This is a genomic window from Mesorhizobium sp. M0030 (assembly GCF_040323695.1).
Taxonomy (GTDB): domain Bacteria; phylum Pseudomonadota; class Alphaproteobacteria; order Rhizobiales; family Rhizobiaceae; genus Mesorhizobium.
The window spans coordinates 562,648-577,034 of record NZ_JAMYVE010000001.1; the positions used below are offsets into that span (position 1 = coordinate 562,648).

Annotated in this window: 11 protein-coding genes; 2 read left to right on the forward strand and 9 right to left on the reverse strand. The window is 64.2% G+C overall.

The genetic code is table 11. The features are described from left to right. Positions 1 to 24: 24 nt before the first annotated feature. The 4 genes from NKJ80_RS02605 to msuE are packed head-to-tail and all read right to left on the reverse strand — an operon-like array spanning position 25 to position 3,931. Positions 25 to 1,023, reverse strand: coding sequence for an ABC transporter substrate-binding protein (locus NKJ80_RS02605; protein ID WP_023695917.1), 999 nt, complete (start codon positions 1,021 to 1,023; stop codon positions 25 to 27). Continuing rightward, positions 1,020 to 1,913: an ABC transporter permease gene (locus tag NKJ80_RS02610; RefSeq protein ID WP_352496997.1), complete on the reverse strand. Its 894-nt coding sequence runs from the start codon at positions 1,911 to 1,913 to the stop codon at positions 1,020 to 1,022. The genes NKJ80_RS02605 and NKJ80_RS02610 overlap by 4 nt, the downstream gene beginning before the upstream one ends. Before the next feature lie 25 nt (positions 1,914 to 1,938). Continuing rightward, positions 1,939 to 3,315, reverse strand: coding sequence for an LLM class flavin-dependent oxidoreductase (locus NKJ80_RS02615; protein WP_023806228.1), 1,377 nt, complete (start codon positions 3,313 to 3,315; stop codon positions 1,939 to 1,941). A gap of 58 nt (positions 3,316 to 3,373) precedes the next feature. Then, positions 3,374 to 3,931 (reverse strand): FMN reductase, encoded by a 558-nt coding sequence (gene msuE, locus NKJ80_RS02620; RefSeq protein ID WP_352496998.1) that lies wholly within the window; start codon positions 3,929 to 3,931, stop codon positions 3,374 to 3,376. Positions 3,932 to 4,271: 340 nt separating this feature from the next. Here msuE and NKJ80_RS02625 point away from each other — a divergent pair, with 340 nt between their 5' ends. Then, positions 4,272 to 5,291 (forward strand): LLM class flavin-dependent oxidoreductase, encoded by a 1,020-nt coding sequence (locus NKJ80_RS02625; RefSeq protein ID WP_023683546.1) that lies wholly within the window; start codon positions 4,272 to 4,274, stop codon positions 5,289 to 5,291. Between the two features lie 81 nt (positions 5,292 to 5,372). On the opposite strand, the gene NKJ80_RS02630 is transcribed toward NKJ80_RS02625, so the two are convergent. From NKJ80_RS02630 to NKJ80_RS02650, 5 genes are all read right to left on the reverse strand, one after another. Then, entirely contained in the window at positions 5,373 to 6,218 is an 846-nt protein-coding gene (locus tag NKJ80_RS02630; RefSeq protein WP_023693126.1) for a fumarylacetoacetate hydrolase family protein, read from the reverse strand. A gap of 146 nt (positions 6,219 to 6,364) precedes the next feature. Further along, positions 6,365 to 7,096 (reverse strand): SDR family oxidoreductase, encoded by a 732-nt coding sequence (locus NKJ80_RS02635; RefSeq protein WP_023693125.1) that lies wholly within the window; start codon positions 7,094 to 7,096, stop codon positions 6,365 to 6,367. Between the two features lie 292 nt (positions 7,097 to 7,388). Continuing rightward, the gene (locus tag NKJ80_RS02640; RefSeq protein ID WP_023742296.1) at positions 7,389 to 9,761 is read right to left on the reverse strand and encodes an aldehyde dehydrogenase family protein; all 2,373 of its coding nucleotides are present in this window, start codon (positions 9,759 to 9,761) and stop codon (positions 7,389 to 7,391) included. A gap of 226 nt (positions 9,762 to 9,987) precedes the next feature. Next, the gene (gene deoC, locus NKJ80_RS02645; protein WP_023703681.1) at positions 9,988 to 11,037 is read right to left on the reverse strand and encodes a deoxyribose-phosphate aldolase; all 1,050 of its coding nucleotides are present in this window, start codon (positions 11,035 to 11,037) and stop codon (positions 9,988 to 9,990) included. A 218-nt stretch (positions 11,038 to 11,255) separates the two neighbouring features. Continuing rightward, the gene (locus NKJ80_RS02650) at positions 11,256 to 12,083 is read right to left on the reverse strand and encodes a ferredoxin--NADP reductase (RefSeq protein ID WP_023700427.1); all 828 of its coding nucleotides are present in this window, start codon (positions 12,081 to 12,083) and stop codon (positions 11,256 to 11,258) included. Between the two features lie 219 nt (positions 12,084 to 12,302). Between NKJ80_RS02650 and NKJ80_RS02655 the strand changes: the two genes are divergently transcribed. Continuing rightward, positions 12,303 to 14,387, forward strand: a complete 2,085-nt coding sequence (locus NKJ80_RS02655; RefSeq protein ID WP_023700428.1) for a hydantoinase/oxoprolinase family protein — start codon at positions 12,303 to 12,305, stop codon at positions 14,385 to 14,387.

Sequence of the window (14,387 nt, forward strand, 5' to 3'; positions counted from 1 at the left end):
CTTGTCTCTCAGCTATTTCAAAGCTCAGTTGATCTTGGTTTCGCCGGGCCGGTACAGGATGTCGGCGGCTTTCAGCTTGCCCTGGGCCAGACGGCCGTCGCGCTCCAGCACGGCGACCCAGAAGTCGATGTCGCGGTCGGTCGCCTGTGCACCTTCGCGCAGACCAAAGCCGGTCCAGTAGCGGGCGAGATCGCCGTTTTCGCCGCGCTTGTCGAGGATAGTGGCCAGCACCTTGCGGGCTTCGTCCGGGTTCTGGCGCGACCAGTCCGAGGCGCGCGCCGACTGTTCGACGAAGTTGCGCGCCGCATCCGGGTTGGCGGCAATGAAGTCGCGCCTGAGTACGACGAAGCCGCCGGCGAGTTCGCCGAGCACCTGGGTGTCGTCGAACACGCCGCGCACGCCGCCGTTGGCGACCAGCGCGCCGGCAAAGGTCGCCTGCCAGTAGCCGAGGCCGGCAATGTCGACCTGGCGCGAGCGCAGCGTCTGCTCAAGCTGCGGGCCGGGCACGACAATGAGGTTGGCGGCGGTCGGCGGCAGGCCGACGCTGTGCAGGGCCTCACGCACCGTATAGTCGAGATGAGCGCCGAGCGTGTTGACCGAGATGGTCTTGCCGGCAATGTCGGCGATCGATTTGATCGGGCTGTCTTCCAGCACGTAGAAGACGCTCTTCACATCCTTGTTGATGCCGTTGCTCGGATACGCCGCGACGAAGTCGTTGCCGCCGGAGATCGAGTTGATCACCGCCGCGGTGGCGGCCGAGCCGATGTCGACGCTGCCGGAAGACAGCGCAAACAGCGATTCCGGTCCGCCCGAGGAATAGCCGACATTCTCCAGCTCGACGCCGAGCCCTTTGAAGTAGCCAAGCTCGTCGGCCAGCTCGTGCGGGGAGATGCTGCCACGGCTGGCGAGGTAGCGGAACTTGACGGCTGCGGCTTGCGCAAAGGCCATGCGCGGCAGGCCGGCGGCGATGAGGCCGGCGGCAAGCGGCGCGCCGGCAAGCAGCGAACGGCGGGTGATTTTCATGATCGGGTCCTTCCTGGAGGTAAACGGTGAGGGGCGGACTGCTCAGTTGACAGATTGCTCCAGCGACAGAGCCGCCGCTGCAGGGTGACCAATGCCTGGTTGGCGATCAGGCCAAGCCCGGCGAGGATGACGATTGCCGCAAACATCAGCGGGATCTGGAAATTGTACTGCGCGTTCATCACCTGGAAGCCGATGCCCTTGTTGGCACCGATCATCTCGGACGCGATCAGCAGCAGCAGCGCCGTGGTGGCGCTCAGCCGCAAGCCGACGAAGATCGACGGCACGGCGCCCGGCAGTACGACGCGGCGAAACACGGTGAGCCGGCTCGCACCATAGACGCGCGCCATTTCAAGCAGCTTGGGATCGACTTCCTTGACGCCGCTGATGGTGTTGAGCAGCAGCGGAAACAGCGTCGCCCAGAAGATGACGAAGATCTTCGAGGTCTCGCCAAGTCCCAAGAGCAGGATGAACACCGGATAGAGCGCCAGCGCCGACGTCTGCCGGAACACCTGCAGGATCGGATCGAGCGCGGTTTCGACCGGGCGCACCTGGCCCATGAACAGGCCAAGCGGAATGGCAACGGCGACAGCCGCCGCAAAGGCGATGCCGGCGCGTTGCAGGCTGATGGCGATGTCGCCGAGCAGGCTGCCGCCGGCAAGCCCCTTCCAGAGTGCGACGACGATCATGTCGATCGGCGGCAGCACCGCCGCGTTGACCCAGCCGACGCTGCTCGCCACCTGCCAGAGCGCCAGGAAGCCGGCAAGCACGCCGTAGCGCTTCAGGAAGCGAACAGCCGCCTTGCTACCGAGGTTCAGGAAGTCGGTGCCGAGCCCAGTTTCGCCACCACTGCGGCGAACCGTGATCTGCCGATCGATGTGCTGCAGCGTCATTGCTTCACCCCTTCGATTGCCAAGGTCATTCGGCGGCAAGGACGGTCGAGCGGGCGACGGTCCATGGATTTTCCGGGCGCCTGAGGCCGAGATTCTCGCGCAGCGTGCGGCCTTCGTAGGCCGTGCGGAACAGGCCGCGCCGCTGCAGCTCGGGAATGACCAGGTCGACGAAATCGTCGAGCGCGCCGGGCAGCCAGGGCGGCAGGATGTTGAAGCCGTCGGCCGCCTCGCTGGTGAACCATTCCTCCAGCTGATCGGCGACCTGCGTGACGCTGCCGACGATGGTGTAGTGGCCGCGCGCCGTCGCTACCCATTGGTAAAGCTGGCGTATGGTGAAGTTGTGCTCGTCGGCGATCTGCCGGATCAGCGCCTGGCGGCTCTTCATGCCCTCGGTTTCCTTGCTCGGCGGCAACGGGCCGTCGAGCGGATAGCCCCTGATGTCGAGCGTCTGGCCGGCGAGCCCGTTGAGCAGGGCGACACCGTCCTCGGGCAGGATAAGGTCGTTAAGCTGTTGGTATTTGGCACGGGCCTCGTCCTCGGTGCGGCCGACGAAGGGCGCGACGCCCGGCATGATCAGCACCTGATCGGGATCGCGGCCGACTTCAGCCACGCGCGCCTTGATGTCGCGGTAGAATTCCTGCGCCGTCTCGAGCTTCTGATGGGCGGTGAAGATGACCTCGGCCGAGTGCGCGGCAAGCCCACGGCCGTCTTCCGACTGCCCCGCTTGTACGACAACCGGATGTCCTTGCACCGGGCGCGGCACGTTGAGCGGACCCTTGACGCTGAAATGCTCGCCCTTGTGGTCGATGTCGTGCAATCTGTCCTTGTCGTAGAAACGGCCCGACTGCTTGTCGCGGATGAAGGCGTCATCCTCCCAGCTGTCCCACAGCGCCTTGACCGTCTCGACATGCTCATGCGCCCTGGCATAGCGCTCGGCATGGCTGGGCTGGACGTCGCGGTTGAAATTGCGCGCCGTTTCGTCGCCGGCCGAGGTCACCACGTTCCAGCCGGCGCGGCCGTTCGACAACAGGTCGAGCGAAGCAAATTTGCGCGCCAGCGTGTAGGGCTCCTCATAGGTGGTGGAGGCCGTGGCGATGAAACCGATATGCGTCGTCAGCGGCGCCAGCGCCGCAAACAGCGTCACCGGCTCGAAGCCGGCGATCTTGGCGTTGCCGCCCTCGCGGGCGCCGAGGCCGACGGTCAGGTTGTCGGCCAGGAAATAGGCGTCGAACAGGCCGCGCTCGGCGGTCAGCGCCAGTTGCTTGTGGAACTCGAAATTGGTGGCGCCGTCGGCCGGCGCATCGGGATGACGCCAGGCGGCAATATGCTGTCCGCCGCCGGGCAGGAAGGCGCCGAGCTTGATCTGCCGCGGTTTGCTATCGGACTTGCTGGCTCGAGTCATTTGCAGGCGTCCTTCTGGTCTATGCGGGATGGAATATTGCGTCGCGGATCGTTGGTTTTCAGGCGGCAAGGACGACGCTGTAGGGCACGCCGGCCACCCGGCATGCCTCAGCGACCGCCTGCCGGGCTCGCGCCTTGACTGCCTCTGACACCAGCACGCCATCTGCAAAGTCCTTGTCCGAGGCGTAGATCGCGGTCGGCAGGGTCTGCGCCTCGAAGAAGCCGAACAACGGCCGCAACTGGTGTTCGACGACAAGCGAATGACGCTCGCCGCCGCCTGTTGCCGCCAGGATGATCGGCTTGCCGCGCAGCGACGACGGGTCGAGCAGGTCGAAGAAGTGCTTGAACAGCCCGGTGTAGCTGCCCTTGAAGGTCGGGGAGCCGACCACCAGCACGTCGGCGCCGAGCAGCTGCTCGATAATACCGCGCGCCGCCGGATCGAGATCGCCAAGCTGTCTTGCAGGCGCAAAGGACGGGCCGAGATCCTCGATGTCGAAAACGCTCAAAGCCGAGCCGGCCCGGCTCGACACCTCACCGGCGATGTGGCTGACGAATGCCTTCGTCTTGGACGGACGGGTCAGGTTGCCGGACCACCCCACCACCAGCTTTTTTGACATCCGAGGCTCCTTCTCGCAAACGCACTATCCGCATTAAGCCTACCGATTTTGTAGAATTAAATGAGCGAGAAGATTTCAAAACCGGGCTCTGAAGCGAATGGAGTTTGCGGTACATCGCCTTTGGTTGGTTCATTTGGCCCCAAAAGCGCCGCGGCAGATGCTGACGCGGTCGCGAAAGGCATCGCCGGGGACCATGGCCTTGGTCCTTTGCGCACTGATGGGTATCGTCGCGAAACCGTCAAGGGCCGGCGGCATTGACACTGCGTTGTGTGAGTGTCGATTGAACCCGATCGCGTGGGCGATGAAGTAGGCAACTGCAATCAAAGAACAGGATGCGCGCATGAAAAAGATCGGCTTTCTTTCCTTCGGCCATTGGTCGCCCTCGTCGCAATCGCAGACGCGCTCGGCGTCCGACGCGCTGCTGCAGTCGATCGACCTTGCCGTCGCCGCCGAGGAGCTGGGCGCGGACGGCGCCTATTTCCGCGTCCATCATTTTGCCCGCCAGCTCGCTTCGCCGTTTCCGCTTCTGGCCGCGGTCGGCGCCCGCACCAGCCGCATCGAGATCGGCACCGCCGTCATCGACATGCGCTATGAGAATCCGCTGTATATGGCCGAGGATGCGGGTGCTGCCGACCTGATCGCCGGTGGCCGGCTGCAGCTTGGCATCAGCCGCGGTTCGCCGGAGCAGGTGATCGACGGCTGGCGCTACTTCGGCTACGTGCCGCAGGACGGCAAAAGCGATGCCGACATGGCGCGCAACCATGCCGAGGTGTTTCTGGACGTGCTGCGCGGCGAAGGTTTCGCGCAACCCAATCCGCGGCCGATGTTCCCCAATCCTCCGGGAATGCTGCGGCTCGAGCCGTTCTCGGCCGGCCTACGCGACCGGATCTGGTGGGGCGCCGCTACCAACGCCACCGCCGAATGGGCGGGCAAGCTCGGCATGAACCTGCAAAGTTCGACGCTGAAGTTCGATGAGGGCGGCCAGCCGCTCCACATCCAGCAGGCCGAACAGATCCGCGCTTATCGTGCGGCGTGGAAGGAAGCCGGCCATACACGCGAGCCGCGCGTGTCGGTCAGCCGCAGCATCTTTGCGCTGGTGAACGACCGCGACCGCGCTTATTTCGGCGGCGGCAGCAGCGAAGATCATTTCGGCTATATCGAGCCTGAGAAGCTTGCCGTCTTCGGCCGCTCCTATGCCGCCGAGCCCGATGTGCTGGTCAAGCAGCTGAAAGAGGATGAAGCGATCGCCGAGGCCGACACGCTGCTTCTGACCGTCCCCAACCAGCTCGGCGTCGAGTACAACGCCCACGTCATCGAGGCGATCCTGAAGCACGTCGCGCCAGCTCTCGGCTGGCGCTGACAAGAGGCGCCAGCCGCCGGGCAAACAAAGAGATAGACCGTTTCGCCGGCAAACGGTGAAACGCTCTAAGGGAAGAGGCGGCTAGGCATCCGCCTTGAAGGTCTGCTTCTGCTGGCCGAGCCCCTCGATGCCCAGTTCCACCACATCGCCAGCCTTCAAGAACACCGGCGGCTTCATGCCCAGCCCAACGCCGGGTGGCGTGCCGGTGGAGATGATGTCGCCGGGGTGGAGCGACATGAACTGGCTGAGATAGGAAACGAGATAGGCGACGCCGTAGACCATGGTCCTGGTCGAGCCGTTCTGCATCGTCTTGCCGTTGACCGTCAGCCACATTTTGAGGTTCTGCGGATCGGCAACCTCGTCCTTGGTGACAAGCCACGGCCCGGTCGGACCAAACGTGTCGCAGCTCTTGCCCTTGGTCCACTGGCCCTGGCGCTCGGCCTGGAAGGCGCGCTCGGACACGTCATGGGCAACGGCATAGCCGGCGACATAATCCAGCGCATCGGCCTCGCTGACATATTTGGCTTTTCTGCCGATGACCACGGCGAGTTCAACCTCCCAGTCGGTCTTTTCCGAGCCGCGCGGGATCAGCACATCATCGTCGGGGCCGACAATGGCCGAGCTCGCCTTCATGAAGATGATCGGCTCCGGCGGCACGGTGGCGCCGGTTTCGGCGGCATGGTCGGAATAATTCAGGCCGATGCAGATGAACTTGCCCGTGCCGGCGACGCAGGCGCCGAGGCGCGGCTTGCCGGAAACCGCCGGCAGCGAGTTCGGATCGAGCTTCGACAATGTCTCGAGCGACGCCGGATCGAGCGCCTTGCCAGCAATGTCGGTGACATGACCCGAAAGATCGCGGATCGTTCCATCCGCATCGAGCAGGCCGGGGCGTTCGCTCCCTATCTCGCCATAGCGCAGCAGTTTCATCTTGCTCTCCAAATTGCGGCCCAAGGCCGTTTTCAAAACTCGCTCCGCCAAGCGATGACTGGGCGGACTCTGGCTATCGGACCCGACCTGGGGCAAGCCGGACTTTAGAACTGTTCGAGCCTGGACCTGCGGATCGAGGCTATTGCTCAGATCGACCAGCCGCCGTCGATATTATAGGCCTGGCCTGAGGTGTACGTGGCGCCGGCGAGGTAGACGGCAAGGTCGGCGATTTCCTCGGGCGTGCCGAGACGGCCCATCGGCTGGCGGGCAATGAAGGCCGCGCGGGCCGCCTCGTAATCGCCCTGCGCATGCATGCGGTCCTGCAGCGACGGGCTCTCGACGGTGCCGGGGCAGATGGCGTTGCAGCGAATGCCCTTGGCGACATAGTCCGCGGCAACCGCCTTGGTGAGACCGATCACGGCCGCCTTGGAGACGCCATAGGCGAAGCGGTTGGGCACGCCCTTGCCGGCGCCGGCGACGGACGACATGTTGATGATCGAACCATCGCCGCGTTCCAGCATGCCGGGCAGTACGGCCCGAATGGTTCGGATCATGGCGCGGACATTGAGGTTGAAGGCGAAGTCGAGATCGGCATCCTTCATCTCGAGGATCGAGCCGGAATGAACGAAGCCAGCGCAGTTGAACAGCACGTCGACGCGGCCGATTTCAGCGAAGCCCGATGTGACGGCATCATCGTTGAGGACGTCGAGCTTGCGGGTCTTGATGCCGGAGGTCTTGGCGAGTTCGGCCAGCAGCGCCTCGTTGATGTCGGTGGCGTGCACGACGGCGCCTGCCTTGGCGAAGGCCAATGCGCTCGCCCTGCCGATGCCTTGCGCCGCCGCCGTGACGACAACGACCTTGCCTGCCAGATCCGCCATGCGTTTCTCCTCGCCCTCTTTGGCCACTTCTCGGCCCGATTTAATGCCGGCTGACCGGGGCGTCCTGTGCCAGACAGGCGAGACTATGCGGCCTGCACAATCCATCAGTCCAAAATAACAAATGTTTTTTCTGGTTAAAGAACACACGTCCGGGCGTCAAGCCCGAACGCGATCACCTTCACGACGGCCGATGTAATGCACATCGCTTGCTCTGATGCAACAACATGTATGACAACCGGGCAACGAGTGACGCTGCCATGGTTCGCTCAAGCACAGCGCGTTTCAGGCGGCATTAGTCGCCGTATGGCACCCAGACGTTCTTCACTTCGATGGCCCGCCGCAACAGGGCATCGCCGGCGGCCTCGTCGGAGGCCCAGTCGAGGCTGCGGCCGTTTCCGGTCCAGACGCGCTTGAGATTGCCGATGGAATCGGCCTCCGCCCTGGCGCAGGTGTCGGCATCGGCGAACAGCCACAACCCGTCGACATCGTCATGCTTGGCCAGCACGCCGGCAAGCTCCGCCGTGCGGCCGGTGACGATGTTGATGGCGCCTGCCGGAACGTCGGAATATTCGATCACCTGGTAGAGATCGGTGGCGAGCAGCGGGTATTTTTCCGACGGCACGGCCACCACCGTGTTGCCCATGGCAAGCGCAGGTGCGATCAGGGAGATCAAGCCGAGCAGCGGCGCGCTGTCCGGGGCGACGATGCCGACGACGCCGACCGGCTCGTGCAAAGCGAGCGTGACGGCGCGGGCCGGTGGCTGATGCACCCTGCCCTCATACTTGTCGGCAAGGCCGGCATAGAGGAACAGGCGCTCGATCGATTGTTCCACTTCCTCCCGCGCGGCCTTGGCGTTGGCGCCGGTCAGTTCGGTCAAGCGTGCGGTAAACTCGCCGGCACGGCCGGACAGATTTTCGGCGAGATAATATAGCACCTGGGAGCGATTGTAGGCGGTCGCCTCCGGCCAGGCCTTGCAGGCGCGGGCGGCGGCAACGGCGTCGCGGATGTCCTTGCGGCTGCCGAGACCGACTTCGCCGGCGAGCTTGCCCTTGGCAGTGGCTATCGCCAGCGAATAATTGCCGTCGGGCCGCACCTGCTTGCCGCCGATGAACAGCTTTGCGGTACGATCGATGGCGCCGCCATCCGATTGCTCGACCGGCTGCGCCGAAGCCGCCGTCGGCTTGATCACCGGGCCGAGCGGCAGCTTTGCCGAGAGATACTCGAACATGCCCTCGCGCCCGCCCTCGCGGCCAAAGCCGCTTTCGCGATAGCCGCCGAAGCCGCAGGCGGCGTCGAACATGTTGGTGCCGTTGACCCAGACGACGCCGGCCTTCAGCTGCGGCGCGACATGCAGCGTGAGGTTGATGTTTTCGCTCCACACCGAGGCGGCCAGCCCATAGCGCGTGTTGTTGGCGAGTTCGACCGCTTCCTCGGTGTTGCGGAAGGTCATGGTGGCCAGAACCGGGCCGAACACCTCTTCCTGCGCCAATATATTTGCCGGCGAAACACCGGTGGCGAGCGTCGGCAGGTGGTAGTAGCCGGAAGACGGCAGCACCGCGTCGGGCTGCCAGCAGACGGCGCCCTGTCTGGCGCCTTCTGCGACCAGGCCCTTGACGCGGTCGAGCTGTGTGGCGTCGACCAGCGGTCCGATATCGGTGTTCTTGTCGAGCGGGCTGCCGACGCGAAGCCGGCTCATCCTGACCTTGACCTTTGCGATCAACGCGTCGGCAATGCCTTCCTGCACCAGAAGCCGCGAGCCTGCGCAGCAGACCTGGCCCTGGTTGAACCAGATGCCGTCGACCAGTCCTTCGACGGCGCTGTCGAGATCGGCGTCCTCGAAGACGATGAAGGCCGATTTGCCGCCAAGCTCCAATGACAGCTTCTTGCCCGATCCAGCCGTGGCTTTCCTGATGATCTTGCCGACCTCCGAAGAGCCGGTGAAGGCGATCTTCTGGATGCCGGGATGGTTGACGATGGCGACGCCCGCTTCCGGCCCGCCCTGGACGATGTTGACGACGCCCTTGGGCACGCCGGCACGCTCGCAGATCTCGGCAAACAGGATGGCGGTGAGCGGCGTGAACTCGGCCGGCTTCAGCACCACCGTGCAGCCGGCGGCGAGCGCCGGCGCAATCTTCCAGGCCAGCATCAGCAGCGGGAAATTCCATGGGATGATCTGGCCGACCACGCCGACACCCTTGTGGCCTGGGAAATCCTTGTCCAGCGCCTGCGCCCAGCCGGCATGATGGATGAAATGGCGGATGGCCAGCGGCACGTCGATGTCGCGGCTTTCGCGGATCGGCTTGCCGTTGTCGATTGACTCAAGCACTGCGAACAGGCGCTGATGACGCTGCATCGCGCGGCCAATGGCGTAAAGCACTTTTGCGCGCTGGTAGCCCGAGGATGCCGACCATTTCGGCAACGCCCTGGTGGCTGCGGCGACGGCTGCGTCGATATCGGCGGCGCCGGCATCGGAGATCTTGGCCAGCAGCTTGCCGGATGAGGGTTCGCTGGTCTCGAAGGTCTTGCCGCCGCCTGCTGCCTTCCAGCCGCCGTCGATGAACAGCGCCTTGCCGAAATCGCGTCCGGCAAGCCAGGCATCGGCCTCGGTGCGGGCTTCCGGCGCCGGGCCGTATTCCATGGCGTGATAGCGTTCGAGAATGTTCATGACGCGCTCCAGATAATCGTCTTGGCAGGCGCTCTGTGGCGCCCCCCTCTGTCCTGCCGGACATCTCCCCCACAAGGAGGGAGATTAGCCTTCGCGCCTGTCGGCTCTGAAACGTCGACAATTGGCGAAATCGCCGACGTTAGCCAATCTCCCCCCAAGTGGGGGAGATGTCCGGCAGGACAGAGGGAGGCGCGAAGGAACACGACGTTCAAGGCCTTCATCCGCCTCACGCCATTGCGTGGCGGTGATTGGCCGAATAATGCCCGGTCAGATGATGCTCGAGCTGGCGCTCGATATCGGTGAGGAGGCTCGAGGCGCCGAAGCGGAACAGGTCTGGCTCCAGCCAGGGCCGGCCGAGCTCCTCCTTCATCAGCACCAGCCAGTCGAGCGAGGCCTTGGCGGTAGAGATGCCGCCGGCCGGCTTGAAGCCGATGAGAAAGCCGGTCTCCTCGAAATAGGCTCGGATGGCGCGCACCATGGCAAGGCCGACGGGCAGCGTGGCGTTGACGCTTTCCTTGCCGGTCGAGGTCTTGATGAAATCGGCGCCGGCCATCATCGCCACCATCGAGGCTAGCATGACATTTCGCAGCGTGGCGAGGTCGCCGGTGCCGAGAATGACCTTGAGATGCGCATCGCCGCAGGCTTCGCGCATCGAGACGATCTCGTTGTAGAGCTCCTGCCACTTGGCGCCGAAGACCAGGCCGCGCGGGATGACGACGTCGATCTCGTCCGCGCCGTCGCGCACCGATGCCTCGATCTCCTGCAGGCGGGTCGACAGCGGCGCAAGGCCGTGCGGGAAAGCGGTGGAGACGGCGGCGACATGGATGCCGGTGCCGCGCACGGCATCAACAGCCGTCGCGACGAATGGATGATAGACGCAGACCGCCGCCGGGCGGATTTTTTCGCCCTCGATGCCAAGCCCCTCGACGATGTCGCGGCGGAACGGGTTGATCGCCTTGGCGCACAGGCGGCGCACGCGCTCTTCGGTGTCGTTGGAATTCAGCGTCGTCAAATCCATGCAGGAGACGGCGCGCAGCAGCCATGCCGCCTGGTTGTCGGCCTTGATCGAACGACGCTTGGTCAGGCTGGCGACGCGGCGCTCCAGCGCCGAGCGATTGACCGAGCGCACCGATTCCATGAAGCCGAGATCGAGCCGCATGCCGGTGTTGCGGGCGATGCCATGCGATTGCGGAACGGGCGTGTTGGCTGCGGCACGCGCCGGCAGCGGCGTGACCTTGGACGCGCCGAGATCGGCTTCGCGGATTGTGCTGCTCATCTCCTGCCCTTTCGCTCGACGATTTTACGTCGTGGTGCGTGTCGTTGCTCCCGGACCGCACGGCGGCTTTAGGCGACGCACACCGAAGATAGCCCGTGAAGCATCGCTTCACGAGTCCTTCAAGCGGTCATAGCGGAAAAAGGCGGCGAAAGCAGCTGAATTTTGACCGCATGGTCAAAATTCCAATCGAGAAGCAGGCGCCGAGGCGCCTGCTGATGTCAGCCGACGAAAGCGCGCTCGACGACGAAGGTCGAGGGATGGCTGAGCGAGCCCTCATGGAAGCCGAGGCCTTCGGCCATTTCCTTGACGTCCTTCAGCATATGCATCGAGCCGCAGATCATGATGCGGTCCGTCTCCGGATTGAGCTTCTCGATGCCGAGGTCGGCGTAGAACTTGCCCGAGCCGATCAGCGCCGTGATGCGGCCCATGCGCGCCGATTCTTCGCGGGTCGTCGAATTGTAGAGGGTGACGCGGCCGCCGGTCAGTTCGCCGATCAGGGGATCGTTCTCGAGCGCGGCCACCAGTTCCTGGCCATAGGTCAGTTCGGCATTGTCGCGGCAGGTGTGGGTCAGGATGACCTGATCGAATTTTTCGTAGGTATCGGGGTCGCGCAGAAGGCTGGCGAAGGGCGCGATGCCGGTGCCGGTCGAGATCATGAACAGGCGCTTTGCCGGGGTCAGCGCGTCGACAACCAGCGTGCCGGTCGACTTCTGGCGCATGATGACGGTGTCGCCGACCTGGATCTTCTGCAGTTCGGAGGTCAGCGGACCATCCGGCACCTTGATCGAGAAGAATTCCAGCTCTTCGTCCCAGGCCGGGCTGGCGACCGAATAGGCGCGGTACACCGGCTTTTCGGCATTGGGCAGCCCGATCATGACGAACTCGCCGGAGCGGAAGCGCAGCGACTGCGGACGGGTGATGCGGAACGAGAACAGGCGGTCGGTGTAATGCTTCACCGAGACGACGGTTTCGGCATAGACATTGGCCGGAATCGGAAACTGCAGCGGACGGGCGCCGGCTGTGTTGAGTGCGGATGTGGTGTTCATCAATCCAACTCTGTCTTGCCCACGCCTGTGCGGGCGCCAAACCGTTTCCTGCGCGCCCAGACCATTCAGGTCCCGGCGAGCCGTTCACACACTCCAAAGCAGTGAGCTCTTGTGTCCCAAATTTATTAGTATACAAACGATATTTGTGTCAAGATACCACGCTAAAACAGCTTTCCAAACTGCGGCATATTCGTAGTTCCGCCATTTCGGATTTCGACAATGAAAGAGAATTTTTCGGTGAAGCAGCCGGATTCCGCAGGCGACGTCGTTGCCGGCATCGATGTTGGCGGAACCTTCACCGACCTCATTTTGATCGACGGAAATGACGGCGGAAAGGTGCATATCGCCAAGACGCCGACGACGGTCGACAACCAGGCGTTCGGCGTGGTTTCAGCGCTGGGCGCCACAGGCTTTGCCATAGACGGCATCGACCTCATCGTGCATGGCACGACCACCACCACCAATGCGGTGCTGGAACGCAGGCTGGCGAAAACCGGCATGATCACCACGCGCGGTTTTCGCGACGTGATCGAGCTTGGCCGCCGCACACGGCCGCAGCCCTACGGCATGACCGGAAGCTTCGTTCCGATCATCCCGCGCGATCTCCGGCTCGAAGTGTCGGAGCGCGTCGAGGCGTCGGGCGCGGTGCGCACGCCGCTCGACGAGGCCGAGATGCGCGACGCCGTGAAGACGCTGATCGGGGCCGGCTGCGAGTCCCTGGTCATCCATTTCCTGCATTCCTACGCCAACCCTTCGCATGAGCGGCGCGCGGCCGAAATCGCCGCCGAGCTTTGGCCGAACGGCTACATCACGACTGGCCATGCGCTGCTGTCGGAAGCCCGCGAATTCGAGCGCGGCGTGACCGCCGCGGTGAACGCCTCGGTGCAGCCGATCCTCGAGCGTTATGTCGAGCGGCTGCGCAAGGAATTGGCTGCCAAGGGCTATGCCCGCGACTTCCTGATCATGAACGGCAATGGCGGCATGATCTCGGCCCGCTTCGTCACGCGCGAGTCGGCCAAGACCGTGATGTCAGGCCCGGCTTCGGGTGTCATCGCGGCCGCCTATACGGGCAAGCGCGCCGGCTTTGAAAACCTCGTCACCTACGACATGGGCGGCACCTCGACCGATGTGGCGCTGATCCGCAACGCCGAGCCGGCGGTCTCCAACGAGATCGAGATCGAATATGCGATGCCGATCCATGTGCCGATGGTGGCGGTGCATACGGTCGGCGCCGGCGGCGGCTCGATCGCGCGCGTTGATGCGGCCGGCCTGATCCAGATCGGCCCGGAAAGTGCCGGCGCCAATCCCGGTCCGATCTGCTACGGCCGCGGCGGCTTGGAGCCGACCATCACCGATGCCAATCTGGTGCTGGGACGGCTGGCGCCGAAAAAACTGCTGGCGGTCGAAAATCCGGTCACCGTCGAGCGCGTCACCGGCATCTTCGAAGACAGAATAGGCAAGGCCACCGGCCTCTCCGGCGTCGAGGCGGCGGGTGCAATCCTGCGGCTCGGCAACATGAAAATGGCCGGCGCCATCCGCATGGTCTCGGTGTCGCGCGGCCATGATCCGCGTGATTTCGCGCTGTTCGCCTTCGGCGGCGCCGGGCCGCTGCATGCAACCGCGCTGGCGCGCGAACTCGGCCTGCCCCGCGTGCTGGTGCCGGCCCGTCCGGGCATCACCAACGCGCTCGGCTGCGTCGTGGCCGATCTGCGCCATGACTTCGTCAACACCATCAACCAGCCGGTCGCCGTGCTTGATGAAGCCCGGCTTCGCGAGGTGCTGGAACGTCACCGCGGGGAAGGCGAGGAACTGATCGGCAAGGAAGCGGTGAAGCCGGAAACGATCCGCGTTACGCACTCTGCCGACATGCAGTTCGTCGGCCAGACCCACATCATCAACGTGGCGCTGCCGTCTTCATCGGTGACAAGGCAGGAGTTGCAGGCGCTGTTCGAAAAAGCCTATTTCGCCCGCTTCAAGGTCGAGTTGCCGGAGATCCGCGCCAATCTGGTCAACCTCAACACGTCGGTGACGGGCGTGCGGCCGGCAATCGACCTGTCACGGCTGATCGACCCGGCCGGACGTACAAAGACGCTAGACGAGGCGCTGCGCGAGACAAGGCCGGTCTGGTATGCCGGACGCTGGCACGATACGCCGATATACGCACGCGAAAAATTGCCGCTCGATGCCGTTATCCAAGGGCCGGCGATCCTCGAACAGATGGACGCCACCACCGTGCTCGAACCCGGCGACCGCGCAAGATCGGACGCCGACGGCAACATCATCATCGACATTGGCGAGGCCTGA